Annotated in this window: 35 protein-coding genes; 6 read left to right on the top strand and 29 right to left on the bottom strand. The window is 67.8% G+C overall.

Going from position 1 to position 26,561, the window contains the following annotated elements; translation table 11 throughout:
* Positions 1 to 2 precede the first annotated feature (2 nt).
* On the top strand, positions 3 to 371 hold the full coding sequence (locus ACLBW1_RS14080) for a MerR family transcriptional regulator (protein ID WP_447812444.1): 369 nt from the start codon (positions 3 to 5) through the stop codon (positions 369 to 371).
* Between the two features lie 94 nt (positions 372 to 465).
* Here ACLBW1_RS14080 and ahcY read toward each other — a convergent pair whose 3' ends face one another.
* From ahcY to ACLBW1_RS14065, 3 genes are all read right to left on the bottom strand, one after another.
* Positions 466 to 1,935: an adenosylhomocysteinase gene (gene ahcY, locus ACLBW1_RS14075; RefSeq protein ID WP_447812443.1), complete on the bottom strand. Its 1,470-nt coding sequence runs from the start codon at positions 1,933 to 1,935 to the stop codon at positions 466 to 468.
* A 167-nt stretch (positions 1,936 to 2,102) separates the two neighbouring features.
* Positions 2,103 to 3,662: an APC family permease gene (locus ACLBW1_RS14070; protein WP_447812442.1), complete on the bottom strand. Its 1,560-nt coding sequence runs from the start codon at positions 3,660 to 3,662 to the stop codon at positions 2,103 to 2,105.
* A gap of 110 nt (positions 3,663 to 3,772) precedes the next feature.
* A complete protein-coding gene (locus ACLBW1_RS14065) occupies positions 3,773 to 4,687 on the bottom strand; it encodes a cation diffusion facilitator family transporter (RefSeq protein ID WP_447812441.1) in 915 nt (304 codons plus the stop codon).
* Between the two features lie 235 nt (positions 4,688 to 4,922).
* Between ACLBW1_RS14065 and ACLBW1_RS14060 the strand changes: the two genes are divergently transcribed.
* Entirely contained in the window at positions 4,923 to 7,163 is a 2,241-nt protein-coding gene (locus ACLBW1_RS14060; RefSeq protein WP_447812440.1) for an AAA family ATPase, read from the top strand.
* 16 nt (positions 7,164 to 7,179) lie between these two features.
* Here ACLBW1_RS14060 and ACLBW1_RS14055 read toward each other — a convergent pair whose 3' ends face one another.
* Positions 7,180 to 7,860 (bottom strand): DedA family protein, encoded by a 681-nt coding sequence (locus ACLBW1_RS14055; protein WP_447812439.1) that lies wholly within the window; start codon positions 7,858 to 7,860, stop codon positions 7,180 to 7,182.
* Between the two features lie 209 nt (positions 7,861 to 8,069).
* Here ACLBW1_RS14055 and ACLBW1_RS14050 point away from each other — a divergent pair, with 209 nt between their 5' ends.
* The gene (locus ACLBW1_RS14050) at positions 8,070 to 9,134 is read left to right on the top strand and encodes an alpha/beta fold hydrolase (protein ID WP_447812438.1); all 1,065 of its coding nucleotides are present in this window, start codon (positions 8,070 to 8,072) and stop codon (positions 9,132 to 9,134) included.
* Positions 9,131 to 9,559, top strand: coding sequence for a TM2 domain-containing protein (locus ACLBW1_RS14045; RefSeq protein ID WP_447812437.1), 429 nt, complete (start codon positions 9,131 to 9,133; stop codon positions 9,557 to 9,559). The genes ACLBW1_RS14050 and ACLBW1_RS14045 overlap by 4 nt, the downstream gene beginning before the upstream one ends.
* On the opposite strand, the gene truA is transcribed toward ACLBW1_RS14045, so the two are convergent.
* From truA to ACLBW1_RS13995, 10 genes are all read right to left on the bottom strand, one after another.
* Positions 9,548 to 10,465, bottom strand: coding sequence for a tRNA pseudouridine(38-40) synthase TruA (gene truA, locus ACLBW1_RS14040; RefSeq protein ID WP_447812436.1), 918 nt, complete (start codon positions 10,463 to 10,465; stop codon positions 9,548 to 9,550). The genes ACLBW1_RS14045 and truA overlap by 12 nt on opposite strands.
* A 15-nt stretch (positions 10,466 to 10,480) precedes the next feature.
* Complete coding sequence (gene rplQ, locus ACLBW1_RS14035; RefSeq protein WP_447812435.1) at positions 10,481 to 11,131, bottom strand: 50S ribosomal protein L17; 651 nt, start codon at positions 11,129 to 11,131, stop codon at positions 10,481 to 10,483.
* Between the two features lie 56 nt (positions 11,132 to 11,187).
* Positions 11,188 to 12,243, bottom strand: coding sequence for a DNA-directed RNA polymerase subunit alpha (locus ACLBW1_RS14030; protein ID WP_045823654.1), 1,056 nt, complete (start codon positions 12,241 to 12,243; stop codon positions 11,188 to 11,190).
* A 145-nt stretch (positions 12,244 to 12,388) separates the two neighbouring features.
* A complete protein-coding gene (rpsD, locus tag ACLBW1_RS14025) occupies positions 12,389 to 12,994 on the bottom strand; it encodes a 30S ribosomal protein S4 (protein ID WP_447812434.1) in 606 nt (201 codons plus the stop codon).
* Between the two features lie 21 nt (positions 12,995 to 13,015).
* Positions 13,016 to 13,426 (bottom strand): 30S ribosomal protein S11, encoded by a 411-nt coding sequence (gene rpsK, locus ACLBW1_RS14020; protein WP_434214304.1) that lies wholly within the window; start codon positions 13,424 to 13,426, stop codon positions 13,016 to 13,018.
* Positions 13,426 to 13,794, bottom strand: coding sequence for a 30S ribosomal protein S13 (rpsM, locus tag ACLBW1_RS14015; protein ID WP_045823657.1), 369 nt, complete (start codon positions 13,792 to 13,794; stop codon positions 13,426 to 13,428). Before rpsM ends, rpsK begins: the two co-directional genes overlap by 1 nt.
* Before the next feature lie 200 nt (positions 13,795 to 13,994).
* Positions 13,995 to 14,108, bottom strand: coding sequence for a 50S ribosomal protein L36 (gene rpmJ, locus ACLBW1_RS14010; protein ID WP_013127970.1), 114 nt, complete (start codon positions 14,106 to 14,108; stop codon positions 13,995 to 13,997).
* A gap of 92 nt (positions 14,109 to 14,200) precedes the next feature.
* Positions 14,201 to 14,422: a translation initiation factor IF-1 gene (gene infA, locus ACLBW1_RS14005; RefSeq protein ID WP_007616247.1), complete on the bottom strand. Its 222-nt coding sequence runs from the start codon at positions 14,420 to 14,422 to the stop codon at positions 14,201 to 14,203.
* 215 nt (positions 14,423 to 14,637) lie between these two features.
* On the bottom strand, positions 14,638 to 15,471 hold the full coding sequence (locus ACLBW1_RS14000) for an LLM class F420-dependent oxidoreductase (protein WP_447812433.1): 834 nt from the start codon (positions 15,469 to 15,471) through the stop codon (positions 14,638 to 14,640).
* Between the two features lie 49 nt (positions 15,472 to 15,520).
* Entirely contained in the window at positions 15,521 to 15,961 is a 441-nt protein-coding gene (locus ACLBW1_RS13995) for a hypothetical protein (protein ID WP_447812432.1), read from the bottom strand.
* 275 nt (positions 15,962 to 16,236) lie between these two features.
* Between ACLBW1_RS13995 and dtd the strand changes: the two genes are divergently transcribed.
* Positions 16,237 to 16,674 carry a D-aminoacyl-tRNA deacylase gene (gene dtd / locus ACLBW1_RS13990; protein ID WP_447812431.1) on the top strand — a complete coding sequence of 146 codons (438 nt, stop codon included), beginning with the start codon at positions 16,237 to 16,239 and terminating at the stop codon, positions 16,672 to 16,674.
* A gap of 10 nt (positions 16,675 to 16,684) precedes the next feature.
* Entirely contained in the window at positions 16,685 to 17,209 is a 525-nt protein-coding gene (locus ACLBW1_RS13985; RefSeq protein ID WP_447812430.1) for a dihydrofolate reductase family protein, read from the top strand.
* A gap of 14 nt (positions 17,210 to 17,223) precedes the next feature.
* Here the strand turns inward: ACLBW1_RS13985 and map are convergent, their stop codons facing one another.
* The 15 genes from map to rplN form a co-directional block, all read right to left on the bottom strand.
* On the bottom strand, positions 17,224 to 18,027 hold the full coding sequence (gene map, locus ACLBW1_RS13980; RefSeq protein ID WP_447812429.1) for a type I methionyl aminopeptidase: 804 nt from the start codon (positions 18,025 to 18,027) through the stop codon (positions 17,224 to 17,226).
* A 12-nt stretch (positions 18,028 to 18,039) separates the two neighbouring features.
* Positions 18,040 to 18,585: an adenylate kinase gene (locus ACLBW1_RS13975; RefSeq protein WP_447812428.1), complete on the bottom strand. Its 546-nt coding sequence runs from the start codon at positions 18,583 to 18,585 to the stop codon at positions 18,040 to 18,042.
* On the bottom strand, positions 18,582 to 19,907 hold the full coding sequence (gene secY / locus ACLBW1_RS13970) for a preprotein translocase subunit SecY (protein WP_447812427.1): 1,326 nt from the start codon (positions 19,905 to 19,907) through the stop codon (positions 18,582 to 18,584). The genes ACLBW1_RS13975 and secY overlap by 4 nt, the downstream gene beginning before the upstream one ends.
* Positions 19,908 to 20,179: 272 nt before the next feature.
* The gene (gene rplO / locus ACLBW1_RS13965) at positions 20,180 to 20,620 is read right to left on the bottom strand and encodes a 50S ribosomal protein L15 (RefSeq protein ID WP_045823665.1); all 441 of its coding nucleotides are present in this window, start codon (positions 20,618 to 20,620) and stop codon (positions 20,180 to 20,182) included.
* A gap of 3 nt (positions 20,621 to 20,623) precedes the next feature.
* Positions 20,624 to 20,803: a 50S ribosomal protein L30 gene (gene rpmD / locus ACLBW1_RS13960; protein WP_045823666.1), complete on the bottom strand. Its 180-nt coding sequence runs from the start codon at positions 20,801 to 20,803 to the stop codon at positions 20,624 to 20,626.
* A 5-nt stretch (positions 20,804 to 20,808) separates the two neighbouring features.
* Positions 20,809 to 21,495, bottom strand: a complete 687-nt coding sequence (gene rpsE / locus ACLBW1_RS13955; RefSeq protein ID WP_045823667.1) for a 30S ribosomal protein S5 — start codon at positions 21,493 to 21,495, stop codon at positions 20,809 to 20,811.
* 49 nt (positions 21,496 to 21,544) lie between these two features.
* Positions 21,545 to 21,961 carry a 50S ribosomal protein L18 gene (rplR, locus tag ACLBW1_RS13950; RefSeq protein ID WP_434214313.1) on the bottom strand — a complete coding sequence of 139 codons (417 nt, stop codon included), beginning with the start codon at positions 21,959 to 21,961 and terminating at the stop codon, positions 21,545 to 21,547.
* Position 21,962: 1 nt separating this feature from the next.
* Positions 21,963 to 22,499: a 50S ribosomal protein L6 gene (gene rplF, locus ACLBW1_RS13945; protein ID WP_045823669.1), complete on the bottom strand. Its 537-nt coding sequence runs from the start codon at positions 22,497 to 22,499 to the stop codon at positions 21,963 to 21,965.
* Between the two features lie 12 nt (positions 22,500 to 22,511).
* Positions 22,512 to 22,910: a 30S ribosomal protein S8 gene (gene rpsH / locus ACLBW1_RS13940; protein ID WP_045823670.1), complete on the bottom strand. Its 399-nt coding sequence runs from the start codon at positions 22,908 to 22,910 to the stop codon at positions 22,512 to 22,514.
* 316 nt (positions 22,911 to 23,226) lie between these two features.
* Positions 23,227 to 23,886, bottom strand: a complete 660-nt coding sequence (locus ACLBW1_RS13935) for a hypothetical protein (RefSeq protein ID WP_447812426.1) — start codon at positions 23,884 to 23,886, stop codon at positions 23,227 to 23,229.
* A 79-nt stretch (positions 23,887 to 23,965) separates the two neighbouring features.
* Positions 23,966 to 24,751: a type IV toxin-antitoxin system AbiEi family antitoxin domain-containing protein gene (locus ACLBW1_RS13930; RefSeq protein ID WP_447812425.1), complete on the bottom strand. Its 786-nt coding sequence runs from the start codon at positions 24,749 to 24,751 to the stop codon at positions 23,966 to 23,968.
* A gap of 173 nt (positions 24,752 to 24,924) precedes the next feature.
* On the bottom strand, positions 24,925 to 25,110 hold the full coding sequence (locus ACLBW1_RS13925; protein WP_045823673.1) for a type Z 30S ribosomal protein S14: 186 nt from the start codon (positions 25,108 to 25,110) through the stop codon (positions 24,925 to 24,927).
* Position 25,111: 1 nt separating this feature from the next.
* Positions 25,112 to 25,693, bottom strand: a complete 582-nt coding sequence (gene rplE / locus ACLBW1_RS13920; RefSeq protein WP_055792507.1) for a 50S ribosomal protein L5 — start codon at positions 25,691 to 25,693, stop codon at positions 25,112 to 25,114.
* A 1-nt stretch (position 25,694) separates the two neighbouring features.
* On the bottom strand, positions 25,695 to 26,012 hold the full coding sequence (gene rplX / locus ACLBW1_RS13915) for a 50S ribosomal protein L24 (protein ID WP_447812424.1): 318 nt from the start codon (positions 26,010 to 26,012) through the stop codon (positions 25,695 to 25,697).
* 1 nt (position 26,013) lies between these two features.
* Positions 26,014 to 26,382 carry a 50S ribosomal protein L14 gene (gene rplN, locus ACLBW1_RS13910; protein ID WP_045823676.1) on the bottom strand — a complete coding sequence of 123 codons (369 nt, stop codon included), beginning with the start codon at positions 26,380 to 26,382 and terminating at the stop codon, positions 26,014 to 26,016.
* Between the last annotated feature and the right edge of the window lie 179 nt (positions 26,383 to 26,561).

Raw genomic sequence — 26,561 nt, 5'->3', positions numbered from 1 at the left:
TCGTGCGTATCGGGGAACTGTCGGATCGGACCGGCGCGTCGGTCCGATCGCTGCGCCATTACGAGTCGCGCGGCCTGATCACGTCGCACCGGACCACCGGTGGACATCGGGTGTTCGACGAGGACACGGCGGGGCGCGTGGCGATGATCCGGTGTCTGCTCGACGCAGGCGTGCCCACCCGGGACATGGGCGAGATGCTGCCGTGCGTCCACGCCGGCACCGTCACGCAGGGCACGTTCGTCCGACTCGGTGACGCCCACGAGCGGCTGAACCGCCAGATCGACGATCTCGTCGCGACCCGCACACATCTCGAGGCCCTCATCGCCGCCGTCGGCGAGGCCACCCACATCTCCGGGCCCGCGCCCGCCTGACCCACGACGACGAAACGCTCCCGCGACTGTGAGCACAGTCGCGGGAGCGTTGTCGTGTCGCGGGAGCGGTCGGATCAGACCGCGAACCGTGCGATCAGTAGCGGTAGTGATCGGGCTTGTAGGGGCCCTCGACGTCGACGTTGATGTACTCGGCCTGCTCCTTGGTGAGCTTGGTGAGCGTGCCACCGAGCGCCTCGACGTGGATCTTGGCGACCTTCTCGTCGAGGTGCTTGGGGAGGCGGTAGACCTCGTTGTCGTACTCGTCGTTCTTGGTCCAGACCTCGATCTGCGCGATGACCTGGTTCGAGAAGCTGTTGCTCATCACGAACGACGGGTGACCGGTGGCGTTGCCGAGGTTGAGCAGACGGCCCTCGGAGAGCACGATGATCGACTTGCCGTTGTCGAAGATCCACTGGTCGACCTGCGGCTTGACGACGACGCGCTTGGCACCCGAGTTCTCGAGGCCGGCCATGTCGATCTCGTTGTCGAAGTGGCCGATGTTGCCCAGGATCGCCTTGTCCTTCATCTGGCGCATGTGATCGAGGGTGATGATGCCGAGGTTGCCGGTCGAGGTGATCACGATGTCGGCCTTGCCGATCGCGTCCTCGACGGTGACGACGTCGTAGCCGTCCATGAGCGCCTGCAGCGCGTTGATCGGGTCGATCTCGGTGACCTGGACGCGGGCGCCCTGGCCGGCGAGCGACTCGGCGCAGCCCTTGCCCACGTCGCCGTAGCCGGCGATGAGGACCTTCTTGCCGCCGATGAGGACGTCGGTGGCGCGGTTGATGCCGTCGATCAGCGAGTGGCGGGTGCCGTACTTGTTGTCGAACTTGCTCTTGGTGACCGAGTCGTTGACGTTGATGGCCGGGAACGCGAGCTCACCGGCGGCGGCGAACTGGTACAGGCGCAGGACACCGGTGGTGGTCTCCTCGGTGACACCCTTGACCGACTCGGCGATGGTCGACCACTTGTTCTTGTCGGTCTCGAAGCGCTCACGCAGCTGGTTGAGGAAGATCGTGTACTCGGCCGAGTCGTTGTCCTCGACCGGCGGGACGACGCCCGCCTTCTCGAACTGCGCGCCGCGCAGCACCATCATGGTGGCGTCGCCGCCGTCGTCGAGGATCATGTTGCAGGGCTCGCCGGGCCAGGTGAGCATCTGCTCGGCGCACCACCAGTACTCCTCGAGGCTCTCGCCCTTCCACGCGAACACCGGGATGCCCTTGGGCTCCTCCGGGGTGCCGTGCGGGCCGACGACGATAGCGGCGGCGGCGTGGTCCTGGGTGGAGAAGATGTTGCACGACGCCCAACGCACCTCGGCGCCGAGCGAGGTCAGCGTCTCGATGAGCACAGCGGTCTGGGTCGTCATGTGCAGCGAGCCGGAGATGCGGGCGCCCTTGAGCGGCTGCACGTCGGCGTACTCACGGCGGAGCTCCATCAAGCCCGGCATCTCGGCCTCGGCCAGGTCGATCTCCAACCGGCCGTAGGCGGCGAGGGACAGGTCCGCGACCTTGAAGTCGATCCCGCCGAGATTGTCCGCACTGAGGCTTGTCTGCACCGATGTCATCTACTACTCCTGGTTGGCGATCGGACCAGTTGAGTCCGAGTGTCGCGTATCAGGCTAACGAACTCGCCGCTCAAGCGCGAAAAACGCCCGATGAACGCCCGGTTTCGCCGGTGATGGTGACCACGGACCGGCGACGGGCCTGTGAGGCCCCACAAGCTCGCCGCGGGTCAGCTCGGAGGCGACTTCGCGAGCGTCGGCGAGTCGACCGACGCCACCTCTCCCCGCTCACGCCGACCGACCATCGAGTGTCGTCGGCTGTAGAGGAAGTAGAAGGCGACGCCGATCGCCATCCAGATGACGAAGCGGATCCAGGTGAGCGCCGACAGGTTCAGCATCAGCCACACACACGACGCGATCGCCAGGATCGGGATGACCGGCATCCACGGCACGGTGAAGCCGCGCTCGAGATCGGGCCGCTTGCGACGCAGGACGAGCACGCCCGCCGCCACGACGACGAACGCGAACAGCGTGCCGACGTTGACCATCTCCTCGAGCTTGTTGATCGGGAAGAACGCGGCGACCACCGCGACCACCGCGCCGACGATGATCTGGATCCTCGCCGGGGTGCCGAACTTGCTCGTCTTCGACAGCCCGCGGGGCAGCAGGCCGTCGCGCGCCATCGCGAACAGGACCCGCGACTGACCGAGCATGAGAACCATGACCACGGTCGTCAGACCGGCCAGCGCGCCGATCGAGATCGCCTTCTCGGCCCAGGTGATGCCGTTGAGCCCGAACGCATACGCCAGGTTCTTGGCCTCGCCGTCGCCCGCCGAGGTCGCCAACTCCTTGTAGTTCACCATCCCGGTCACCACGATCGTGACCAGCACGTAGAGCACGGTCACGATGCCCAGCGAGAACAGGATGCCGCGCGGTACGTCGCGCTTGGGGTTCTTGGTCTCCTCGGCCGTCGTCGCGACCACGTCGAAGCCGATGAACGCGAAGAACACGATCGACGCCGCGGCCAGCAGGCCGTACCAGCCGTAGTTGGAGTCGCCGCCGCCGGTCATGAGCGAGAACAGGGTCGACTCCACCGAGCTCCCCCCGCTCTCGGTCGGCTCGGACTTCGGGATGAAGGGGCCGTAGTTCGAGGTCTTGATGTAGAAGAACCCGACCACGATGACCAGCAGCACCACGGTGACCTTGATGGCGGTGATGACGGCGCTGACCCCCGACGACAGCTTCGTGCCCAGCACCAGCAACGCCGTGATCGCGACGACGATGACGAGCGCACCCCAGTCGACGTCGAGTCCCCCGATCTCCGCGGTGCCCCCGGAGAAACCGAAGACCGTGCCGAGGTAGCTCGACCACCCCTTCGAGACCACCGCGGCGCCGACCGCGAACTCGAGGATGAGGTCCCATCCGAGGATCCACGCGAGGAACTCGCCGAAGGTCGCGTAGCCGAAGGTGTAGGCCGACCCGGCGACGGGAACGGTCGAGGCGAACTCGGCATAGCAGAGCGCGGCGAGGCCGCACGCGATGGCGGCCATCACGAACGAGATGGAGATGGCCGGTCCGGCCTTGTCGCCGGCGGTCGAGGCGGTGATGGTGAAGATGCCCGCGCCGATGACGACGGAGACCCCGAACACGGTGAGGTCCCACCACGAGAGGCTCTTCTTCAGCTGCGATCCGGGCTCATCGGTGTCGGCCATCGACTGCTCGACCGACTTGGTGCGGGTCAGCGAATGCCGCAGCGAGCGCGACTGCGAAGTGGGGTCGGAACGCGTCATGGGCGTACTCCTGCTGGTCGGCGGACAGCGCGCACCGGTCGGGTTCTCGGCCGGGGCAAATGTCGGATTCGTGGTTGTCGATGACCTTGCCACGCCCGACACTCGCGGTGTCAGTTTCCGCGGTCGATATCTGGTTCCAGATAGATAACGCGCGCGATCGGCAGCGACGAGCGGATGCGCGCCTCCGCGGAGTTGATGGTGTCGGCGATGGTCACCGCGGTCGCCCCGGCGGGGATGCCCAGCTTGGCCGCCACCAGCAACTCGTCGGGGCCGAGGTACTGGGTCTTCATGTGGATCACGCGATCGATGCCTGGTTCGGCCTCCAACGCTGCGAACAGCGCGCGTTCGTCGGCGGCGGTGGCGCCCTCCCCGATGAGCAGGCTGTGCATCTCGATGATGAGGACGACCGCGATGACGCCGAGCAGGATCCCGATGGCGAGGGTTCCGATGCCGTCCCAGATCGGGTCGCCGGTCAGCGTCGCAAGTCCGACACCGCCGAGGGCGAACGCGAGGCCGATGAGCGCGCCGGTGTCCTCGAGCAACACCACCGGCAGCTCGGGGTTGCGGGAGTTGCGGATGAACCGCCACCACGACGCCGAACCCTTCAGGGGCTTCGACTCGCCGAACGCGGTACGAAAGCTGTAGCCCTCCAGGCAGATCGCGACCCCCAGGATGATCACGGCCACGATCGGCGACTCGAGTTCGTGCGGGTGCACGATCTTCTCGTAGCCCTCGTAGATCGCGAACAGCGAACCGAGGGTGAACAGCACCATCGCCACGACGAACGAGTAGAAGTAGCGGCTCCGCCCGTAGCCGAACGGATGCAGCCGATCGGCGGACTTGGCGGCCTCGCGCTGACCGAGCAGGAGCAGACCCTGGTTGGACGTGTCGGCCACCGAGTGCACCGCCTCGGCGAGCATCGACGACGACCCCGTGACCGCGAACCCCACGAACTTCGCGACCGCGATCCCCGCGTTGGCGGCCAGCGCCGCGACGATCGCCTTCTTCGAACCCTCTGCCGACATCGGCGTCCCTCCTGCTCGCACCCGGCGCGGTCGACCGTCGTGGCCGCCGCGACATCAGGTGACCCTACTGCCGCCCGACGAGTCCAGTTCCTGCACCGACGGTGTGCGGTAGTAAACTATCGAGCGCCTGTGCGTGAAGCACGCTTCGCGCATCGGGCAGGGGAGGACCGAGCGACGCGGTCGTCGAAGCCGACGGCGGCGTCGCCGATGACCGTACGAGTTTAGGGGATGTCCGTTGAGCTACGACAAGAGCGCTATCTCGTCGACCCCGCCGTGGCTGCAGCAGCCGGCGCGGGACGACACCGGAAACGACGACTCGGCCGACCGCGCCGCAGGACGTCATACCGAGAACGAACCGAACGACGACGCCGACGCGGCGGGCGCGGTGGGGCGTGGCTCCGGTCACCGGCCCCCGCCGCCCTCGTGGCTGGCCGCGTCGCCCGAACGCGAGTCCACCGCGGATGCGCGCCCCGACGGCGACGTCGCCGACGCGACCCGGTGGGTGACCGCGCCGACTCCCGAGCCCCGCGTGACCGAGCCGTCTGTGCCCGAGCGGTCCGTGCCTGAGAACGCTGCGTCCGAGCCGTCTCGCCCCGCCGCCCAGGATCGGGGTCCCACCGAGACCTCTGCTCCCCCGCAGCAAGAACCGGGTGTCGCGCCGGGGCAGGGATTCGGTCCGCCCGCGGGCGCCCCGAACCCAACACCGCCGTCGACCCCACCGCCGTGGGCTGCACCCGACGCCGACCGCGGGCCTGCGCAGGCGCCCGCGGCTCCGTGGGGACAGCCCCCGGCGCCCCAGCAGTTCGGGGGCCCGCCCCCGCAGTTCCAGGGCGCACCGCAGTTCCAGGGGCCACCGCAGCAGTTCGACGAGCCCCCGCAGTTCGATAGGCCCCAGCAGTTCGACGGGCCCCCGCAGTTCCAGGGCGCTCCCCCGCAGTTCGGCGGGCCGCCCCAGTTCGACCCGGCCGCGTCCGACAACTCCCAGACCGCCAACGGCGCGCAGCCCGGCAACGGTGGCCAGCCGTTCAACGGCGCGCCGCGGTTCGATGCGCCCCCGCAGTTCCCGGCCGCGCCCCATCAGCACGAGCCGCCACAGCAGTTCGAGCCGCCCCGGCAGTACGACGCGCCACAGCAGTACGAAGCGCCACAGCAGTTCGAGCCGCCCCAGCAGTTCGAAGCGCCACAGCAGTTCGGGCAGCCCCAGGGCTTTGCCGCGCCCCGGCAGTTCGAGAACCCTCGGCAGGGGCAGGCCGGGCCGCCCACCGGCTACGAGCAGCGCCCCGCGCCCGAGCAGCCCGCGAACTCGTGGCCCGCTCCGCCGGTCACCCCGGCCGGGCCGCCGCCGATCAGTCCGGCGTCGGATCCCTTTGTCGCACAGGGGGGATTCGCACCCGCCGGACCACCGCCGGGGTACGCCCCCGCGGGCTACGCACCCAACGGATACGGGGCGCCCGCCCCGTCCGGACATCCCCAGCCCGGCTTCACACACACCACCCCGGGCGGTGGCGACGGCCCGTACCCGCCCACGAACGGGACCGCGTCACTCGATCAGGTCGCGCTGCTCCGCAAGGCACGACGGGCCCCGAACAGCGGGTGGCGTCGGGCGGTGCACAGGATGTCGGCGGGTGCGATCAACCCGGGCGACTCCCCCGACGATCTCATCCACAACCAGCTCATCGAGCGGGTCAACCGTCCGGTGCGTGGCGACTACCGGATCGCGGTGCTCTCTCTCAAGGGCGGTGTCGGCAAGACGACGACCACCGTGGGTCTCGGCTCGGTGTTCGCGTCGCTGCGCGGCGATCGCGTGATCGCCGTCGATGCCAACCCCGATCTGGGGACGCTCGCGCAGCGCATCCCGCAGCAGACCCGGTCGACGGTGCGCGATCTGCTCGCAGACAACTCGATCTACCGCTACAGCGATGTGCGTGCACACACCTCGCAGGCGCCGAGCCGTCTTGAGGTTCTCGCCTCCGAGCGCGACCCCGCGGTCGCCGAGGCGTTCAGCGAGGACGACTACCGCGGCGTCATGAAGGTGTTGCAGCGCTTCTACAACATCATCATCACCGATTGCGGTACGGGACTGAGCCATTCGGCGATGAACGGCGTCCTCGACCTCGCCAACGCACTGATCCTGGTGAGTTCGCCGGCCATCGACGGTGCCCGCAGCGCCGGGGCGACCCTCGACTGGTTGCAGGCCCACGGCTACGGCCATCTCGTGAGCCGCGCGGTCGTGGTGCTCAGCTCGTCGCGTTCGGGTGCGTCGACGATCGACACCAACCAGCTGAGCCAGCACTTCCTCACGCGTTGCCGGGCGGTGCAGTCGATCCCGTTCGACGACCATCTGGCCGAGGGTGCCGAGGTCGATCTGGACCTGCTGGGCAAGGGCGCGCACCGGGCGTTCGTCGAGTTGGCGGCCACCGTCGCCGACGACTTCTCGGCGACCAATCTCCGCCGCGCGGAGCCGTATCTGCAGTAGCGCCTCGACCGGGAGGTCAGCGGCCGGCGTCGACGGAGGCGTCGGCCGCTTCCCCGGGCGACTCCTGCATCGTGGGCGCGTCGGCGTGGCGTTCGCGGCGGCGCACGATGCCGCGGCGCACGAGATGGACCGACAGCGGGATGACCACCGTGCAGGCCGACGCCAGGATCATCCAGTCGATGTTGTCGGCGATGAACGACACGTTGCCGAGCAGATAGCCGAGCACGATGATGCCCGCACCCCAGAACGCGCTGCCGAGCACGCTGAAGACGGTGAACGCCGCCCAGCGCATGCCGGTGAACCCGGCCAGGACGGGGACGAGGGTCCGCACGATGCCGATGAAGCGACCGAAGAACACCGTCAGCGCGCCGTACCGATCGAAGAAGCGGCGCGTGCGGTCGACGGGTTCGGGCCCGATGAACCGCATCACCCGACCCTGCATCACGCCTTCGCCGAGGCGGCGGCCGATGAAGAAGCCGCACTGATCGCCCAGCGCCGCCGAGATCGGCACCACCACGCACGGCAGCCACAGCGGGGCGTAGGGATCGGGGGCGGCGGCGAGGATGCCCGCGGTGAACAGCAGGGAATCGCCGGGGAAAACGAATCCGATGAGCAACCCGGTCTCGAAGAACACGAGGACGCAGAGCCCGATGAGGCCGCCCGTCGCCAGGAAAGAGTCCACGTCGAACGGGTTCACGCCCACCGACGATACGCACGCACATGCCCCCACCCCGGGCCGCGAGAGCGGTTTAACCACCCGACCATCGGGTGTTCACCGGGTGGTCATCGACGCCGAAACGCCCCATGGGTCGGCGAAGTGACCCAACCTGCGGTTTACTCGAAACAGCAGGACACACAGTGTGCTCCGCACAGAAGAGGTCGTCGATGCAGCCCAGGAACCGAATCGTGACGCGTAAACGGCGGTCGCCGCTGCGTCCGGTCCCGACGCGGGCGCAGACACAGCGGGTCGAATACCGCACCATCCATGGCTACCGCCGCGCCTACCGCACCGCGGGCAGCGGACCGGCGTTGCTGCTCATCCACGGCATCGGCGACAACTCCTCGGCCTGGACCGAGGTGATCGACCTGCTCGCGCCGCACTTCACCGTCATCGCCCCCGACCTGCTCGGGCACGGCCTGTCGGACAAGCCGCGTGCCGACTACTCCGTCGCCGCCTACGCCAACGGCATGCGCGACCTGATGTCGGTGCTCGGGGTGCGTCGGGTGACGGTGATCGGGCACTCGCTCGGCGGCGGTGTCGCGATGCAGTTCTGCTACCAGTTCCCGGAACTCGTGGAACGACTCGTCCTCGTGGCCGCGGGCGGTGTCACCCGCGACGTGAGTCCGCTGCTCCGGGTGCTGGCCCTGCCCGGCGTGCACCAGGTGATCGCCGGGCTGCGGCTGCCCGGACTGCTACCGGCCGCCCACGCGGTCGGACGCCTTGCGGTGCTCGGAACCGTCGTCGCCCGCATGCAGTCGCTTCCCGCGCCCACCGCACTGCGGTCACAACTGCACGACGCGACCGAGGTGATGCGGATCGTCAACGGTCTGATCGACCCGACCGCGCATGCCGCGTTCATGCGGACGCTGCGCGCGGTGGTCGACTGGCGCGGCCAGGTCGTCACCATGCTCGATCGGTGCTACCTCACCGAGCGGTTGCCGGTCCTGCTGGTGTGGGGAACCGCCGACACCGTGATCCCGTACGAGCACGCAATCCTCGCCCACTCGGCGATGCCGCACTCGATGCTCGAGACCTTCACCGGCGCAGGCCATTTCCCGTACCACGACGACCCCGGTCGGTTCGTCTCCGCGGTGGAGTCGTTCATCGCAGGCACGACGCCGATGGTGCACGACTCCAACGAGTGGAGCCGACTGCTGGCGCAGGGCCCGGTCGACGACGACCTCACCGGCGGTGCCGCGGTCGCGATGGCGGTGCTCGACGCGATGGCCGACGAGCGGAGCGCCACATGAGCGACAGGGACGCCGACAGGGACGAGATCGACTGGGATCCGTGGTGGGACAGCCCTGAGTTCACCCCACGCGGCTCCCGCGGTTCGAGTGGTTACTCGCTGCCCGGTCTCGCCGGCGTCGACGACCCGTGGGCCCCGTGGGGGCGCGACCCGGCGACCGGCACCCCGCTGTCGTCGCGGTCGAAGCGCACCGCGGGACTCCTGCAGCTCACCCTCGGCGGCTTCGGGGCGGGCCGGTTCTACCTGGGGCACATGGTGATCGGGCTCGCACAGCTGCTCACCCTCATCCTGGCCTGGTACCTCGCGCTGACCCATCCGCTGGGCGTCTACGCCCTGCTGGGTCTCGCCACCTGGACTCTGGTCGACTCCATCACGATGCTCTCCGGCGGCACCCGCGACGGAAGCGGACTGGTGCTACGTCCCTGATGCGGGCGCGCCACCGCAGCAGCCGACGGAACCGCGGACATCGCGGGTGACCGCGCCGCGCGCCGCCCACTGCTCCGGCGGCGGATAGTCGACACCGACGAGCGTCAGACCGCACGCCGGGGCCACCGGTACCGCGCTCGCGCGCGAGGTCTCGGCGAGTAGACCCGCGCACCACGACGCCGAACGCCTGCCCTCCCCGACGGTGGCGACCGCACCCACCAGCGAACGCACCATCGACCAGCAGAACGCATCGGCGCTGACCTCGGCCACGGCGATCCCCGCGTCGTCGCGGGTCCACGAGAACCGTTGCAGGTCACGAACGGTGGTGGCGCCTTCGCGGCGTTTGCAGAACGCCGCGAAATCGTGGAGGCCGATCAGTGTCGCACTCGCGGCGTTCATCGCCGACACGTCCAGACGACGTGACCACGTCGCGGTGTCCCGTGCGGCCACCGGCTCGGCACCCCACGCGGCGTCGGTGAGTCGGTACCGGTAGTGACGGCGCAGCGCGGCGAAGCGGGCGTCGAAGTCGGTCGACACCACCGCCGCGCCCTTGATGCGGACATCGGCGGGCAGCATGCGGGCCGTGCGCCGGATGAGCTGCGACGGGTCGTTGTGCAGCGAGCGGGTGCCGAGCGCGGACGCCGCGACATCACAGTGCGCGACCTGCCCTGTGGCGTGGACGCCGGCGTCGGTGCGACCGGCGACGGTCAGCACGACGGGTTCGCGCAGGATCGTGGTCAGCACCGCCTCGATCTCGCCACACACCGTGCGCTGACCCGGCTGGCGCGCCCACCCCGCGAAATCGGTGCCGTCGTAGCCGATGTCGAGTCGCAGCCGGATGCGGTCGGCGGAGACGACGAACCCGCCGCTGACGGTGTCAACGGCGGGTTCGTCGGGATACATCATCTGCGAGCGGTCAGCTCACTTGTCGTCGGTCACAGACTTATCCGGCTCGCCGGCGGACTTCTCGTCAGCGGCCTTGTCGTCAGCAGCCTTCTCATCTTGGATCTCCGCGGCGCTCTCGGCCCACGACTCCTCGGTGGTGCCCTCGGCGACGGCGTCGGCGTTCTCGACCGCCGCGTCGTCGGCGTCGGCCTCGACCTGCGCGACGACGTTGTTCTCGTCCTGCGCGGCCTCGGCAGCCTCGGCGGCCGGGGTGGCGGCCTTCTGCGACGCGGCCACACGGGTCGCGCGGCTGGCCTCACTCGACGCGGTGGCGCCGGTGACGAGCTCGATCACGGCCATGGGGGCGTTGTCGCCCTTGCGCGGCAGCGTCTTGATGATGCGGGTGTAGCCACCCTCACGCTCGGCGAACGACGGACCGATCTCGGCGAACAGCTTGTGGACGACGTCCTTGTCGCGGATGTCCTTGAGCACCTCGCGACGGTGGGCGAGGTTGCCCGCCTTCGCATGGGTGATCAGCTTCTCCGCGTACGGGCGCAGACGCTTGGCCTTCGACTCCGTCGTGGTGATCCGCTCGTGCTCGAAGAGCGACGTGGCCAGGTTGGCCAGCATCGCCTTCTGGTGCGAGGCCGAACCGCCGAGGCGGCGCCCCTTCGTGGGCTTGGGCATTGATATCTCCTGTTGGTCCGGTCACCGCGCGTCACGCCGCGACCGAGAAAAGTGGGTTAGAGCTGCTCGGTCTCTGCGTAGTCTTCGCCGGAGTCCGCGTCGCCGAAGGCGGCGGGATCCGACCAGGTGCCGGTGGCGGCGTCGTATCCGGCGACCTGCGACGGATCGAAGCTGGCCGGGCTGTCCTTGAGTGCGAGGCCGAGCGCGTGCAGCTTGACCTTCACCTCGTCGATCGACTTCTGACCGAAGTTGCGGATGTCCAGGAGGTCGGACTCGGTGCGGGCGACCAGCTCGCCCACGGTGTGCACACCCTCGCGCTTGAGGCAGTTGTACGACCGGACGGTCAGCTCCAGATCCTCGATCGGGAGGCTGAACGACGCGATGTGGTCGGCCTCGGCCGGCGACGGGCCGATCTCGATGCCCTCGGCCTCGACGTTGAGCTCACGGGCCAGACCGAACAGCTCCACCAGGGTCTTGCCGGCCGAGGCCAGCGCATCCCGTGCGGTGATGGAGTTCTTGGTCTCCACGTCGAGCACCAGACGGTCGAAGTCGGTGCGCTGCTCGACGCGGGTGGCCTCGACCTTGTAGGTCACCTTGAGGACCGGCGAGTAGATCGAGTCGACCGGGATGCGGCCGATCTCGGCGCCGGACGCCTTGTTCTGCACGGCGGGGACGTATCCACGACCACGCTCGACGACGAGCTCGACCTCGAGCTTGCCCTTGTCGTTCAGGGTCGCGATGTGCAGATCGGGGTTGTGCACGGTGACACCGGCCGGGGGCACGATGTCGGCACCGGTGACAGCACCCGGTCCCTGCTTGCGCACGTACATGGTGACCGGCTCGTCCTCCTCGGAGCTCACCACGAGGCCCTTGAGGTTCAGGATGATGTCGGTGACATCCTCCTTGACCCCGGGGACGGTGGTGAACTCGTGGAGCACACCGTCGATGCGGATGCTGGTGACCGCTGCGCCGGGGATCGACGACAGCAGCGTGCGCCGCAGCGAGTTGCCGAGGGTGTAACCGAAACCGGGCTCGAGGGGCTCGATGACGAACTTCGAGCGATCCTCGGCGACGATCTCCTCGGAGAGTGTGGGTCGCTGTGAGATGAGCATGTAAAGGTGTTCCTCCTGTGTGGACGACCGCTATATGACGTCCTCGACAAACATCCGCGACGTCGCCGCGGACAGACCGAACGGCTTGCGCCGCCGGGGTTGTGGACGATCCGCGCCGGGCTGCTGCCCGACGCGGATCGACCGATCACTTCGAGTAGTACTCGACGATGAGCTGCTCGGTGAGCGGCACGTCGATCTGCGCACGCGACGGAACCGAGTGCACCAGGATGCGCAGTGTCGACGGGACCACCTGCAGCCAGCCCGGCACCACCCGATCACCCTGGATCTCGCGGGCGATCTGGAACGGCACCGTCTGCAGCGACTTCGGGCGGACGTCGATGATGTCGTACTGCGACACGCGGTAGCTGGGCACGTCGACCTTCACACCGTTGACGGTGAGGTGGCCGTGGGTGACCATCTGCCGCGCCTGACGACGGGTCCGCGCGAGGCCCGCGCGATACACGACGTTGTCGAGACGGGTCTCGAGGATGGCGAGCAACTCGTCACCGGTCTTGCCGTTGCGACGGTTGGCCTCTTCGTAGTAGCGACGGAACTGCTTCTCCATCACGCCGTAGGTGAAGCGGGCCTTCTGCTTCTCCTGCAGCTGCATCAGGTATTCGCTCTCCTTGATGCGCGCGCGGCCGTGCTGGCCCGGCGGGTAGGGGCGACGTTCGAATGCCTGGTCTCCGCCGATGAGGTCGACGCGCAAGCGGCGCGACTTCTTGGTTGCGGGTCCGGTATAGCGAGCCATGGTTTTTCCTTACCTTTCCCGCTAGACCCGGCGCCGCTTGGGCGGGCGGCAGCCGTTGTGCGGTGCGGGGGTGACGTCGGAGATCGTGCCCACCTCGAGGCCGGCGGCCTGAAGCGAACGGATCGCGGTCTCTCGGCCCGAGCCCGGGCCCTTCACGAACACGTCGACCTTCTTGACGCCGTTCTCCTGGGCCTTGCGGGCAGCGTTCTCGGCAGCGAGCTGCGCGGCGAACGGGGTGCTCTTGCGCGAACCCTTGAAGCCGACGTGACCCGAGGACGCCCATGAGATGACGTTTCCGGCCGGGTCGGTGATCGACACGATCGTGTTGTTGAACGTGGACTTGATGTGCGCCTGGCCGAGCGGGACGTTCTTCTTCTCGCGGCGACGCGACGTGCCCTTCTTGGGGCCGGCGCTACGTGACTTGGGGGGCATTACTTCTTCTTCCCGGCGATGGTCTTCTTGGGTCCCTTACGGGTGCGGGCGTTGGTCTTGGTGCGCTGTCCACGGACGGGCAGACCGCGGCGATGCCGGATCCCCTGGTAGCAGCCGATCTCGATCTTGCGACGGATATCGCCCTGCACCTCGCGACGCAGGTCACCCTCGACCTTCACCGAGGCTTCGATGTACTCACGAAGCTTCGCGACATCGGCGTCGGTCAGGTCCTTGGCGCGCAGGTCGGGGCTGAGCCCGGTGCCGGCCAAGATCTCCTTGGAGGTGGTACGACCCACCCCGTAGATGTAGGTCAGTGCGATCTCCAAGCGCTTCTCGCGCGGGAGATCGACACCAGAAACACGTGCCATCTGGCATTCCTTTTCGTTTCGAAGGTCTGCTCCCAGTCCGTCCCCGCCGATCTCGATTCGGGGCTCCGGCCTTCGTTCCGGAGGTGGGCGGTGACGCGTGTGTCGCCGCTGGTGCTGAGAGTTTCATGGTGGTGCTCGATGTTCAGTTGTTCGTACTCAAGCGATCTGTGATGCGACGCGGTGGTCGTATCGAGTGCAGATCAGCCCTGACGCTGCTTGTGGCGCAGGTTGTCGCAGATCACCATGACCCGGCCGTTGCGGCGGATCACCTTGCACTTCTCACAGATCGGCTTGACGCTCGGGTTGACCTTCACGTCGGTGTGCCTCTCGGTGGTGGGGTTCCTCGGGCACGCGGCAAGCGCGCCGTCGGAGGGTGGTGCCACCCGGGTGGATACCCGGGAAGTCGCTACTTGTAGCGGTAAACGATCCGACCGCGGGCGAGATCGTAGGGCGAGAGCTCCACGACCACGCGGTCCTCGGGCAGGATGCGGATGTAGTGCTGCCGCATCTTGCCACTGATGTGCGCGAGCACCTTGTGACCGTTCTCCAGCTCGATGCGGAACATCGCATTGGGCAGGGGCTCGACCACGCGGCCTTCGACCTCGATGGCGCCGTCTTTCTTGGCCATGTCCTCCACAATCTTCGTCATCGCACGAGGCGACGACATCTCGTTTACCGTGTCGGTACGCACGTCGGCCGGTGATGTCGGCAAGACTGCTGATCACCGGGCCGATTCGCCGGAACCGAGGCCACGTACGACAACCTGTGGACACGGCAGTACCGGCGCGAAGCGCACCAGCGGTCCACTTTACGCTTCCTGCGCGTGCCCATCCAAATCGCAGGTCAGCCTGCGGGCAGCATCTCCAGCACGTCGGTGATGTCGCTCGCCCCGAGCACCTGGATCGCCACATGGTCGGCGCCCGCCGCCAGGTGCGCGTCGACCTTCGCCCGCACCGTGTCGGCGTCGCCGTGGGCGACGAGATCGTCGATCAGGGCGTCACTGCCGCCGTCGGCGATGTCGGCGTCGGTGTAGCCCAGTCGCTTGAGGTTGGCCACGTAGTTGCTCAGGTGCAGGTAGGGGTTCTCCACCGGCGGCCGTCCTATCTCGCGGGCGGTGACCGCGTCGGTCTCGAGCACGATCTTCTGTTCCGGTGCGAGGAACGCGGCGTCGCCCATCTGCTCGCGGGCGTACCGCGTGTGCTCCGGGGTGGTCAGGTACGGGTGGGCTCCGAGCGACCGGTCGGCGGCGAGGCGCAGCATCTTCGGCCCCAGCGCCGCCAGCACCCGACGCTCGGCGGGCAGACCGTTCGCGTCGAGCGCGTCGAGGTAGTCGACCATCGACTGATACGGCGAGGCGTACTCCTGGGTCGCCTCGCGATGACCGACCCCCACCCCGAGGAGGAAACGTCCCGGGAAGTCCCTCTCCAGGTCGGCGAACTCGCCGGCGATCGTCGCTGCGTCGGTGTTCCAGATGTTGGTGATGCCCGTCGCGAGTCGGATCTGCGACGTCGCCTCCAACAGTCGGCGGGCGGGCGTCAGCGATGTCGGCGAACCACCCAGCCAGATGGTGCCGTAGCCGAGCTGCTCGATCCGGCCGGCCTGCTCACCGGTCACGCCGGAGAAGGGGGCCCAGATGCCGTGTGTGCCGAACGCGTGCTTGCCGGTCGCGGTGCTCATGCCACCAGTCAACCCCGCCGCGGGTCGATTGCTTCCGGCGACCACCTCATCAGCCTGCGTGCAGATGCGCGACGAGCACCTTCGGGGACGTGACCAGCGCCGCGTCGAGCGCGTCGGCGAGTTCGGTCGACAGCGCTCGGGCGTCGCCGGCCTCGGTACCGTCGGCGAGCACCACCAGCAGGTCGTCGACCGAACTCATCACGTGCACCCAGTCGGCGATGAGGGTCGCCGCCCGTTCGAGGGGGCCGGCGTCGATGATCACGAGGTCGACCAGCGGGTGTTCGGTCTGCCAGCACCGTCGTAGCTCGTGGTGATCGGCTCCCGAGGGACACACGTGCACCGCACGCACCATCCGACCGAAGCACCGCGCCCGCACGATGGCCTCGTGGCAGGGTGCCGCGACGTCGTCGACGGGGACCACCACCACCCCGCGCGCCGACAACGCGATGTCGGAGGTACAGGTCGGACGGATGCGGTGCGCGGTGGTCACCGGTCCACGATCGTCCGCGCCTGCGGTGGTCACGAGGATCTGAACGCGATCTCGACGCCCGGACACCCGATCTTGACGCCATCGGTGATGTCGGCACGGTCGACGACACTTGTGGGCACACTCGGCGGTGATCACGGCACAGTCGGCGGGGGCGGGGGTCTCCCCCGCCGAGCGTGCCAAAACCTCACTCCGACCGTGCCGAAACCATCCGCCGACCGTGCCGAAAACGCACGTCGAGCGTGCCGAAGATGCTCGGCGCGCTAGCGTCGGTTCCCATGCGCGCAGTGGTGACACGGGTGACCGAGGCACACGTCGAGGTCGACGGCGAGACGGTCGGTCGGCTCGATCTCGACGGCGGTACGCAGGGACTCGTCGTGCTCGCGGGCGTGACCCACGACGACACCGACGACACCGCGAGCGCGCTGGCCGACAAGGTCTGGCGGCTGAGGATCCTCGACGGCGAACGCTCCGCGGCCGACCTCGACGCCCCGATACTCGTGATCAGTCAGTTCACGCTGTACGCGAACGTGACGAAGGGACGCCGGCCGTCGTGGAACGCCGCCGCCCCGGGCGCGGTCGCCGAGCCGCTCGTCGACCGTTTCGCGGCCGCTTTGTCCGATCTCGGCGCTACGGTGGCGACCGGCCGGTTCGGCGCCCACATGCGTGTCCACAGCGTCAACGACGGACCGGTGACCATCCTGATCGAGATGTGAGGACCCCGCCGTGTCGACGATCTACTACACCGCATCGAGCCTCGACGGCTTCATCGTCGACGACGCCGGCAGCCTGGGGTGGCTGACGTCCCGTGACATCGACACCGACGGGTTCGGCGGCTACACACCTTTCATCGCAGGCGTCGGGGCGATCGTGATGGGTGCGACGACCTACGAATGGGTCGTCGAGCACGAGAACGGCGTCTGGCCGTACGAGATGCCCACATGGGTCGTGACGCACCGACCCGAGATCATCCGCCCCGATCACGATGGTGTGCAGACGTTCTCCGGCGATGTCACCGATCTCCACCACCGACTGCGCGACGCCGCCGGTCCACGAGACGTGTGGGTGGTCGGCGGAGGAGACCTCGCCGCGCAGTACGTCGCAGCGGGTCTCATCGACGAGATGTGGGTGCACTTCGCGCCGTGCACGTTGGGCTCCGGACGCCCGGTGTTGCCGACCCGCTCGGAGTGGACGCTCGCGGGCACGGGTCGCAACCGCGACTTCGTCGGGGCGCGGTGGCTGCGGGCGTGAAGCGCCCAGCCGGACTACGAGGCGGTGTCGGGCCGCGGGGTGAGGATGCGCGGACCGTCCTCGGTCACCGCGACGGTGTGCTCCCAGTGCGCGGCGCGTGAGCCGTCGTCGGTGACGATGGTCCAGTCGTCGTCGAGCACCGAGGTCTCCACGGTGCCGAGGGTCAGCATCGGCTCGATGGCCAGCGTGCTGCCGACGACCAGTCCCGGTCCGCGGTTGGGCTTGCCCTCGTTGGCGAGGAACGGCTCCATGTGCATCTGCGTGCCGATGCCGTGACCGCCATAGCCGGCCACGATGCCGAACGGACGGCCGTGGGTCTTCTCGGCCTCGCGGGTGGCGACCTCGATCGCGTGGGAGACGTCGGTGAGCTTGTTGCCCGCGATCATCGCGGCGACTCCGGCGAGCATGGACGTGCGCGTCGCCTCGCTGAGCGCCTCGTCGGCCTCGGTCAGGTCGCCGACCCCGAAGGTCCACGCCGAGTCGCCGTGCCAGCCGTCGAGGATGGCGCCGCAGTCGATCGACACGAGGTCACCCTCGGCCAGCACGACGTCCTTCGACGGGATGCCGTGCACGACGACGTCGTTCACCGAGCTGCAGATCGAGCCCGGGAACCCGTGGTAGCCCTTGAACGACGGGACGGCGTTCGCCTCACGGATCACGGTCTCCGCGATCTCGTCGAGCTCGAGGGTGCTGACCCCCACCTTGGCTGCCTCGCGGACCGCGACGAGCGCCTGCCCGACGATGCGGCCCGCCGCCTCCATGGCGTCGAGCTCACCGGCGGACTTGAACGGCACGACCTTCTGTTTGCGCAGACCCATGACAGCCGTGACTCAGGGGTTGAGTGCGCGCAGCACGCGCTGGTGGACCTCGCCCACGTCACCGATCGCGTCGATGACGGTGACCTGCTCGCCGTAGTAGTCGAGCAGCGGGGAGGTCTCCTTGAGGTAGACCTGCATGCGGTTGCGGATGACGTCCTCGGTGTCGTCGGCGCGACCACGCGCGAGCATGCGGTCGACCACGACGTCCTCGTCGACCTCGAACGACAGCACGGCGTCGAGCTTCGTGTCGGCGTCGGACAGGATCTGCCCGAGGGCGTCGGCCTGCTCGGTGGAGCGGGGGAACCCGTCGAGGATGAATCCGCCTGTGGCGTCTGGCTCGGCGACCCTGGCGCGCACCATGTCGATGGTGATCTCCGACGGCACGAGGTTGCCGGCGTCGAGGTACTTCTTGGCCTCGATGCCGACCGGTGTGCCCTCGGTGATGTTCGCGCGGAACAGATCACCGGTGGAGATGTGCGGGATTCCGAGGCTCTCCGAGAGCATCTCGGCCTGCGTCCCCTTGCCGGCCCCGGGCGGGCCCAGGATCACGAGTCTCACTTGAGGAACCCTTCGTACTTGCGCTGCATCAGCTGACTGTTGATCTGCTTCACGGTGTCGAGTCCGACACCGACCATGATCAACACCGCGGTGCCACCGAACGGGAGGTTCTGCACACCGCCGCTGTTGCCGATCTCGAGGAACAGGTTGGGCAGGACCGCGATCACGCCGAGGTAGATGGAGCCGGGCAGCGTGATGCGGCTGAGCACGTAACCGAGGTAGTCGGCCGTGGGCTGACCCGGACGGATACCCGGGATGAAGCCGCCGTACTTCTTCATCTCGTCGGCTCGTTCCTGCGGATTGAACGTCACCGCCACGTAGAAGTACGTGAAGAAGATGATCATCAAGAAGTACACGGCGATGTAGACGCCGTTGCTGGGGTTCACCAGGTACGTCTGGATGAGGCGCTGCCAGGTGGGCTGCTCACCGGTGCTGCTCTGCGTGAGCTGCACGACGAGGTTGGGCAGGTACAGCAGCGACGACGCGAAGATGACGGGGATGACGCCGGCCTGGTTCACCTTCAACGGCAGGTAGGTCGAGGACCCGCCGTACATCTTCCGGCCGACCATGCGTTTGGCGTACTGCACGGGTATTCGGCGCTGACCCTGTTCGATGAAGACCACGCCGGCGATGATCAACAGCGCGGCGACGAGCACCAGGGCGAACACGAGGCCACCGCGGGTGTCGAGGATCTGCTTGCCCTCGGCGGGGATACGGGCGGCGATACCGGCGAAGATCATCAGCGACATGCCGTTGCCGATTCCGCGCTCGGTGATGAGCTCGCCGAACCACATGACGACACAGGCGCCAGCGGTCATGACGAGCACGATGATGATGAGACCGAAGATCGACTTGTCGCGGAGGATCTCGCTGCCGGTGGAGCAGTCACGGAGCAGATCGCCGCGATCGGCCAGGGCCACGATGCCGGTCGACTGCAGCAGGGCCAGCGCCACCGTGAGGTAGCGGGTGTACTGCGTCATCTTGGCCTGGCCGGACTGGCCTTCCTTGCGCAGCTGCTCGAACCGGGGGATCACCACGGTGAGGAGCTGCACGATGATGCTCGCGGTGATGTACGGCATGATGCCGATCGCGAACACCGACAGCTGCAGGAGCGCGCCGCCGGAGAACATGTTGATCAGCGAGTAGATGCCGGCCGAATCGCCGCGCGAGACCTCGTCGAGGCAGGAACGCACCTGGCGGTAGTCGACGCCGGGTGAGGGGATGGTCGCGCCCAGGCGGTACAGGATGATGATCCCGATGACGAAGAGGATCTTCCGTCTCAGGTCCTGTGTCCGGATGGCCGAGACAAAGGCGGAACGCACTAATTCCTCCTGCCGAACGAGCACGCGCCTGCCTGCGGCATCACGTCGGACCGGGTGGAACGTGGTCGACGCTGTCGCACAGGGGTGATCAGTCGTTATGGTCGGCCGAACTCCCTGCGCGGGGCGCGAGGAGGATCGGCGGTGATCACGGTGGTCTCCGTTCCGGACCCGATCGACTCGGGTGTCGGACGGCGACCGGACAACTCTTGAACTCTAACAGTGGTCCCCGCGGTGCCCGGCCGAACATCGGGCACCGCGGGAGACCGGAGGTGTCACAGCACCGTGGTGCTGCCTCCTGCTGCACTGATCTTCTCGGTTGCCGAGGACGAGAACTTGTTGGCGGTGACCTGCACGGCCACCGACAGGTCGCCGTCGCCGAGGACCTTGACCAACTCGTTCTTGCGGACCGCACCCTTGGCGACGAGATCGTCGACGCCGATGGTGCCCCCCTCGGGGAACAGCCGCGCGATGTCGCCGAGGTTCACGACCTGGTACTCGACGCGGTTGCGGTTGGTGAAGCCCTTGAGCTTGGGCAGCCGCATGTGGATCGGCATCTGCCCGCCCTCGAAGGCGGCCGGGACGTTCTTGCGCGCTTTGGTGCCCTTGGTGCCGCGACCGGCGGTCTTACCCTTGGATCCCTCACCGCGACCGACGCGTGTCTTCTCGGTCTTCGCACCCGGTGCGGGGCGGAGGTGGTGGAGCTTGATGGTCATGACTTAAACCTCTTCGACTGTCACGAGGTGGCGCACCACGTTGATGAGGCCGCGGTTGGCCGGGGTGTCCTCGCGGGTGACGGTCTGACGGATCTTCCTCAGTCCGAGGGTCCGCAGGCTGTCACGCTGGTTGCTCTTGGTTCCGACCGTGCCCTTGATCTGGGTGATCTTCAGCTCTGCCATGTCGGTCACACTCCCTGTCCGGCGCGCGCCCGCAGCATGCCCGCGGGTGCGACGTCTTCGATGGGCAGGCCGCGGCGGGCCGCGACCTCTTCGGGACGCTGCAGCATCTTCAGTGCGGCCACGGTGGCGTGGACGACGTTGATGGCGTTGTCACTGCCGAGGCTCTTGGCGAGGACGTCGTGGACGCCCGCGCACTCGAGCACGGCACGCACCGCGCCGCCGGCGATCACACCGGTACCGGGCGAGGCCGGACGCAGCATGACGACACCGGCCGCCGCCTCACCCTGGACGGGGTGGGTGACGGTGGAGCCGATCAGCGGGACGCGGAAGAAGTTCTTCTGAGCCTCTTCGACGCCCTTCTGGATGGCGGCGGGGACCTCTTTGGCCTTGCCGTAGCCGACACCGACCATGCCCTGGCCGTCACCGACGACCACGAGGGCGGTGAAGGAGAACCGACGTCCACCCTTGACCACCTTGGACACGCGGTTGATGGCGACGACGCGCTCGAGCCGGTTCTTGTCCTGCTCGCGCCCGCCGCGCTGGCCGTCGCGGCCACCGCCACGACGGTCGCCGCCGCCTCCGCGACGGTCGCCACCGCCGCGGTTGTCGGCTGCGCCCGCGGTCGCGGGTGCGTTGGGGTCGGTGCTGGTGGCGGGTCCGGTTCCGCCGTCACGCCGTTGACGTCCCGGCATCAGATGGTCCTTCCGTGTGCACTGAGAGTGCTGGTGTATGTGGTGGTCATCAGAACTGCAGGCCTCCCTCGCGGGCGGCGTCGGCGAGTGCCGCGATCCGTCCGTGGTAGTCGTGCCCGCCACGGTCGAAGACGACCGTGTCGACACCGGCGGCCTTGGCGCGGGCGGCGATCAGCTCGCCGACCTTGCGGCTCTGCGCCGACTTGTCGCCGCCGGCACTGCGCACGTCGGCCTCGATCGTCGACGCGGCGGCAAGGGTGTTGCCGGCCAGGTCGTCGATCAGCTGGACGTGGATGTGCCGCGACGACCGCTTGACCACGAGACGCGGTCGCTGCGGGGTGCCGCTGATCTTCTTGCGGAGCCGGAAGTGGCGACGGCCGGTGGAACGACGACGACGGGTCGACACGTCCTTGCCGACCGGCACGCGCTTGGTGCCCGATGCTGTCTTCACAGTGGTTTCAGTCATGTCACTTACCCGTCTTTCCGACCTTGCGGCGGATCTGCTCACCCTCGTAGCGGATGCCCTTGCCCTTGTAGGGGTCCGGACGCCGCAGGCGGCGAATGTTGGCCGAGATCTGCCCGACCTGCTGCTTGTCGATGCCCGAGACCGAGAACTTGGTCGGGGACTCCACCGCGAAGGTGATGCCCTCGGGGGCCTCGATCGGCACCGGATGGCTGTAACCGAGGGCGAACTCGAGGTCCTTGCCCTTGAGCTGCACGCGGTAACCGACGCCGAAGATCTCCATCTTCGTGGTGTACCCCTGGGTCACACCGGTGACCAGGTTGGCCACCAGGGTGCGGCTCAGGCCGTGCAGCGAGCGGTTGCGGCGCTCGTCGTTGGGGCGGGTCACCACGATGGTGCCGTCCTCGTTGGCGATCGAGATGGGCTCGGCCACGGTCAGCGAGAGCTCACCCTTGGGGCCCTTGACCGAGACGGCCTGCCCGTCGATCTTCACGTCGACTCCGGCCGGGATGGCGACCGGGTTCTTTCCAATACGCGACATTGTGTTGGCCCCTTACCAGACGTAGGCGAGGACTTCGCCGCCGACGCCCTGGTTGGCTGCCTGGCGATCGGTCAGCAGGCCCGAGGACGTGGAGATGATGGCCACGCCGAGGCCGCCGAGCACCTTCGGCATGTTGGTGGACTTTGCGTAGACCCGCAGACCGGGCTTGGAGACGCGGCGCAGGCCGGCGATGCTCCGCTCACGGCTGGGGCCGTACTTGAGGGTGACGACGAGGCTCTTGCCCACCGCCGCGTCCTCGGTACGGAACTCGGTGATGTAGCCCTCGCGCTTGAGGATCTCGGCGATGTTCACCTTGATCTTCGACGACGGCAGGGTCACCTCGTCATGGAACGCCGAGTTGGCGTTACGCAGACGCGTCAAGAAGTCTGCGATCGGATCAGTCATGGTCATGAGTGACCGTCAACCTTTCTCGTGGCGGTTCCCATGCAGCACGCGCGTGTCGGTTCCGTCGTCGACCCTGTGGGCGTCCGGCGGCCTCTCACGTCACGTCGTGGGCCTGCTACGAAGCGTGTTGTGCATGTCCTCACCGACGATCGCCGGTGAGGGGTGGTGCTCCGGTGGTGCGTGAGCACCACCGGCAATTTCGAGCTGACAGAGTTCGAAAATTGTGTGGTCACCTCGGATGATGACGGGCGCGCGAGAGCGCACCCGAGCCCGGGCAACCGTTCAAGTGTAGGGAAGAGCGGCGACCACGCCAAATCGCACGTCAGGAGCCGAACACGGTCCGCCGGGTCGGCACGACGTCGATGTTCTCGTGGGCGCCGATGCGGACGACGCTGTCGAGCATGGCCGTCATGCGACGGGTGAGCTCCGCGTCGTCTCCCCCGCTCCCGTAGAAGGCGTGCGGATCGTGCGCCGCCGCGGGCGGGAACAACTCCTCGACGATCGCATCGACGTGCTCCGAGGTCTCCGTTACCGGTCGCTCCACGATGTTCTGGATGTAGCCGGAGGTGGCCTGGGTCGCGATCGCGACGGGCGTGTGGTCGTCGAGCCAGCGCCGGAGCCACTCGTCGCGGTCGATCGACGCCGGTCGGCGCAGGAAGGCGACGTTGGCCATCGCCTCGGCCGCCTCACCGTCGGGTGTCGGTGGCGGGTCGATCGGTCGGCGCTCGGTGACCTCCCACCCGACGACGCGTCCGGTCCGGTCGGCGAGGACGGCCGTCACCGCAGCCGGGTCGCCGTCGGTCCACACACTCACCACGACGTCGATCGGCGGCGTGAACGTCGACAGTGTCATCGCACCCTCGAGTTCCGGTGTCCCGCCGAGATTGATCTGCACCTGCGACGCCCCCGCGGCACGGAGATCGGCCACCGTGTCCGACATCGCGAGGTCGCGGCCCCACACCGCGTAGATCAGCTTGGTCATCGTCCGAACCTACGGAGATCGTCCGATCTGCGGGCCGTTGTGGGCAACACGACCACGGTGGACATCCAGACGGACGATGTCAGTCGCGCATCCGGTGCCGGCGCGGGCGCGTGATCGCTCGGATGGAGTCGAGAGTATCGTCCCAGCCGTAGACGACATCGTCGTAGGTGAAACGCATCTTCAGCCACCCACGTATCAACGCCGCCCTGTCTCGACGACGGTCGTTGCGGTAGTTCTCCAGGCTGGTGTGGTGCGCCTTGCTGTCGCATTCGATGAGCAGCTTGCCCACCCTGAGATCCACCCTTCCGACCCCGTCTATCTCGGGCTGCACGACGACCTCGAAGCCCAGAGCGCGGAGGCGAAGTCGGACCAGGGTCTCCGTGCCCGACTGCGATCGTCCGTCAGATCTGGACTCCAGGTGACGACCGCCCGGTCCCAGTACGGCCACGATGTCGGCGCGGCCGGCGATCCCGAGTTGGAGCACGGAATCGCACGCTGCGATCCAGTTCTCCGCCGACATGCAGCGCACCGCACAACCCAGTGCATACGCCGGCGGGTCCAGCGCCGTGGCGGTAGGCGGCGGCGCTCCGATGCCGCGACAGCCCGTGGTGGTCGCGGCACGGAGACCTTTGCTGCGGCGAACATGGATCTGGTCGTGACCGGGCGCAATCCACACGCCGTGGTGCTGCAGGGCCGTGACACAACCGAGTACCCCGCCGGAGCGGACCGCCGCGGCCACTGTCGGATCAGCGGTGCGCCGCGCGTACCAACCCGGTCGCAGTCGGACCAGGTCACCTGCGGCCACCGCCCGGCGTATCTGCGAATCAGTCGCGCCCCGCTGCTTCAGCTGTGCGGTCGAGAACACCCCGTGGTCCATAGGGGGTTGGACGTCACGAGGCGCCGATCGGATCCACCGAGATCGTCCGCCCACGGACCCACCGTGGTCACCATGACCGCGGTGGGCCGCCAGACGGACGATCACAGCAGAAAGGCCCGAGTCCGTGTGGACTCGGGCCTCTCTGGGTCAGTACTGCGGTGTCACCAGCTCGACTTCTGCACACCGGGCAGCTCGCCGGCGTGCGCCATCTCGCGCAGGCAGATGCGGCACAGGCCGAACTTGCGGTACACCGAGTGCGGGCGACCGCAGCGGTTGCAACGGGTGTAACCGCGGACCTTGAACTTCGGCTTCGCGTTGGCCTTGTTGACCAGAGCCTTCTTTGCCATGTCAGTTGTCCTTCACGCTGTTGTCTTTGAACGGGAACCCGAGATGACGGAGCAGCGCGCGGCCTTCGTCGTCGAGGGTTGCCGTGGTGACCACCGTGATGTCCATACCGCGGGGCCGGTCGATGTTGTCGATGTTGATCTCGTGGAACATCGACTGCTCGTTGAGACCGAACGTGTAGTTGCCGTTGCCGTCGAACTGACGGTCGCTCAGGCCGCGGAAGTCGCGGATACGGGGAAGCGCGATCGACACGAGCCGGTCGAGGAACTCCCACATGCGGTCGCCACGGAGGGTGACGCGCGCGCCGATCGGCATGCCCTCGCGCAGCTTGAACTGTGCGATCGACTTGCGGGCCTTGCGGATCTCCGGCTTCTGGCCGGTGATCAGCTCGAGATCCTTGACCGCACCGTTGATCAGCTTGGCGTCGCGGGCGGCGTCACCGACACCCATGTTCACGACGACCTTGACCACGCCGGGGATCTGCATGACGTTGTCGTACTTGAACTCTTCGTTCAGCGCGTCCTTGATCTCGGCGCGGTAGCGCGCCTTGAGCCGGGGCTGCACCTTGTTCTCGGTGGTGGTCATGTCAGATGTCCTTCCCGTTCTTGCGGGAAATGCGCACGCGCTTGCCGGTCTCGTCATCGGTGCGGTAACCGATGCGGGTCGGGTTGCCGTCGGAGTCGACGACCATCACGTTCGAGACGTCGATCGGGGCCTCGGTGACGACGATGCCGCCGGAGGAGGCGCCGCGCTCGGACTGCGCTGCGGAGGTGTGCTTCTTGATGCGGTTGACGCCCTCGACGAGGACCTTGCTACGCGTGGGGTAGGACTCGATGACCTTGCCCTTGGCGCCCTTGTCCTTGCCCGAGATGACGATCACGGTGTCGCCCTTGTGGACCTTCATGTCAGAGCACCTCCGGGGCCAGCGAGACAATCTTCATGAAGCGCTTGTCGCGCAGCTCGCGGCCCACGGGGCCGAAGATGCGGGTTCCGCGCGGATCGCTCTCGTTCTTCAAGATGACGGCGGCGTTCTCGTCGAAGCGGATGTAGGAACCATCCGCGCGACGGCGCTCCTTGGTGGTGCGCACGATGACGGCCTTGACGACCTCGCCGCGCTTGACGTTGCCGCCGGGGATCGCGTCCTTGACGGTGGCGACGATGACGTCGCCGATGCCGGCGTACCGGCGAGACGAGCCTCCGAGCACACGGATGCACAAGATTTCCTTGGCACCGGTGTTGTCGGCGACCCGCAGGCGTGACTCCTGCTGGATCACTGTTTGATCTCCTCAGACCTGGTGGGTGTGTACGCCGGATTCCGACCCGACGCACGCGGTCCGTTGCCGCCGTCGCACGCCTGACCACGGCCGATGAGGGCCGCGAAGGGTTCGCGCTCGGGTGTGCGACACAACTGTGCCGCGGGCAACCGGTCAAGGGTAGGCGAAACCGCAGGTCA

The sequence above is a fragment of the Williamsia sp. M5A3_1d genome, from assembly GCF_053345315.1.
This window is presented reverse-complemented; position numbering and strand designations above follow the sequence as displayed.

What these genes read in the sequence shown, in the direction of transcription:
- map (WP_447812429.1), bottom strand. Translation starts at nt 18,027, where the DNA reads ATGGGTCTGCGCAAACAGAAGGTCGTGCCGTTCAAGTCCGCCGGTGAG.
- ACLBW1_RS14000 (WP_447812433.1), bottom strand. Translation starts at nt 15,471, where the DNA reads ATGAGCACCGCGACCGGCAAGCACGCGTTCGGCACACACGGCATCTGG.
- ACLBW1_RS13935 (WP_447812426.1), bottom strand. Translation starts at nt 23,886, where the DNA reads ATGACCAAGCTGATCTACGCGGTGTGGGGCCGCGACCTCGCGATGTCG.
- ACLBW1_RS14030 (WP_045823654.1), bottom strand. Translation starts at nt 12,243, where the DNA reads ATGCTCATCTCACAGCGACCCACACTCTCCGAGGAGATCGTCGCCGAG.
- infA (WP_007616247.1), bottom strand. Translation starts at nt 14,422, where the DNA reads ATGGCCAAGAAAGACGGCGCCATCGAGGTCGAAGGCCGCGTGGTCGAG.
- dtd (WP_447812431.1), top strand. Translation starts at nt 16,237, where the DNA reads ATGCGCGCAGTGGTGACACGGGTGACCGAGGCACACGTCGAGGTCGAC.
- ACLBW1_RS14045 (WP_447812437.1), top strand. Translation starts at nt 9,131, where the DNA reads ATGAGCGACAGGGACGCCGACAGGGACGAGATCGACTGGGATCCGTGG.
- rpsD (WP_447812434.1), bottom strand. Translation starts at nt 12,994, where the DNA reads ATGGCTCGCTATACCGGACCCGCAACCAAGAAGTCGCGCCGCTTGCGC.
- ACLBW1_RS14065 (WP_447812441.1), bottom strand. Translation starts at nt 4,687, where the DNA reads ATGTCGGCAGAGGGTTCGAAGAAGGCGATCGTCGCGGCGCTGGCCGCC.
- ahcY (WP_447812443.1), bottom strand. Translation starts at nt 1,935, where the DNA reads ATGACATCGGTGCAGACAAGCCTCAGTGCGGACAATCTCGGCGGGATC.
- rpsK (WP_434214304.1), bottom strand. Translation starts at nt 13,426, where the DNA reads ATGCCCCCCAAGTCACGTAGCGCCGGCCCCAAGAAGGGCACGTCGCGT.
- rplO (WP_045823665.1), bottom strand. Translation starts at nt 20,620, where the DNA reads ATGACCATCAAGCTCCACCACCTCCGCCCCGCACCGGGTGCGAAGACC.
- rplE (WP_055792507.1), bottom strand. Translation starts at nt 25,693, where the DNA reads ATGACCACCACCGAGAACAAGGTGCAGCCCCGGCTCAAGGCGCGCTAC.
- rplF (WP_045823669.1), bottom strand. Translation starts at nt 22,499, where the DNA reads ATGTCGCGTATTGGAAAGAACCCGGTCGCCATCCCGGCCGGAGTCGAC.
- truA (WP_447812436.1), bottom strand. Translation starts at nt 10,465, where the DNA reads ATGATGTATCCCGACGAACCCGCCGTTGACACCGTCAGCGGCGGGTTC.
- rpsM (WP_045823657.1), bottom strand. Translation starts at nt 13,794, where the DNA reads ATGGCACGTGTTTCTGGTGTCGATCTCCCGCGCGAGAAGCGCTTGGAG.
- rplX (WP_447812424.1), bottom strand. Translation starts at nt 26,012, where the DNA reads ATGAAGGTCCACAAGGGCGACACCGTGATCGTCATCTCGGGCAAGGAC.
- ACLBW1_RS13925 (WP_045823673.1), bottom strand. Translation starts at nt 25,110, where the DNA reads ATGGCAAAGAAGGCTCTGGTCAACAAGGCCAACGCGAAGCCGAAGTTC.
- rpsH (WP_045823670.1), bottom strand. Translation starts at nt 22,910, where the DNA reads ATGACCATGACTGATCCGATCGCAGACTTCTTGACGCGTCTGCGTAAC.
- rplQ (WP_447812435.1), bottom strand. Translation starts at nt 11,131, where the DNA reads ATGCCCAAGCCCACGAAGGGGCGCCGCCTCGGCGGTTCGGCCTCGCAC.
- rplR (WP_434214313.1), bottom strand. Translation starts at nt 21,961, where the DNA reads ATGACTGAAACCACTGTGAAGACAGCATCGGGCACCAAGCGCGTGCCG.
- rpmD (WP_045823666.1), bottom strand. Translation starts at nt 20,803, where the DNA reads ATGGCAGAGCTGAAGATCACCCAGATCAAGGGCACGGTCGGAACCAAG.
- ACLBW1_RS14070 (WP_447812442.1), bottom strand. Translation starts at nt 3,662, where the DNA reads ATGACGCGTTCCGACCCCACTTCGCAGTCGCGCTCGCTGCGGCATTCG.
- rpsE (WP_045823667.1), bottom strand. Translation starts at nt 21,495, where the DNA reads ATGCCGGGACGTCAACGGCGTGACGGCGGAACCGGACCCGCCACCAGC.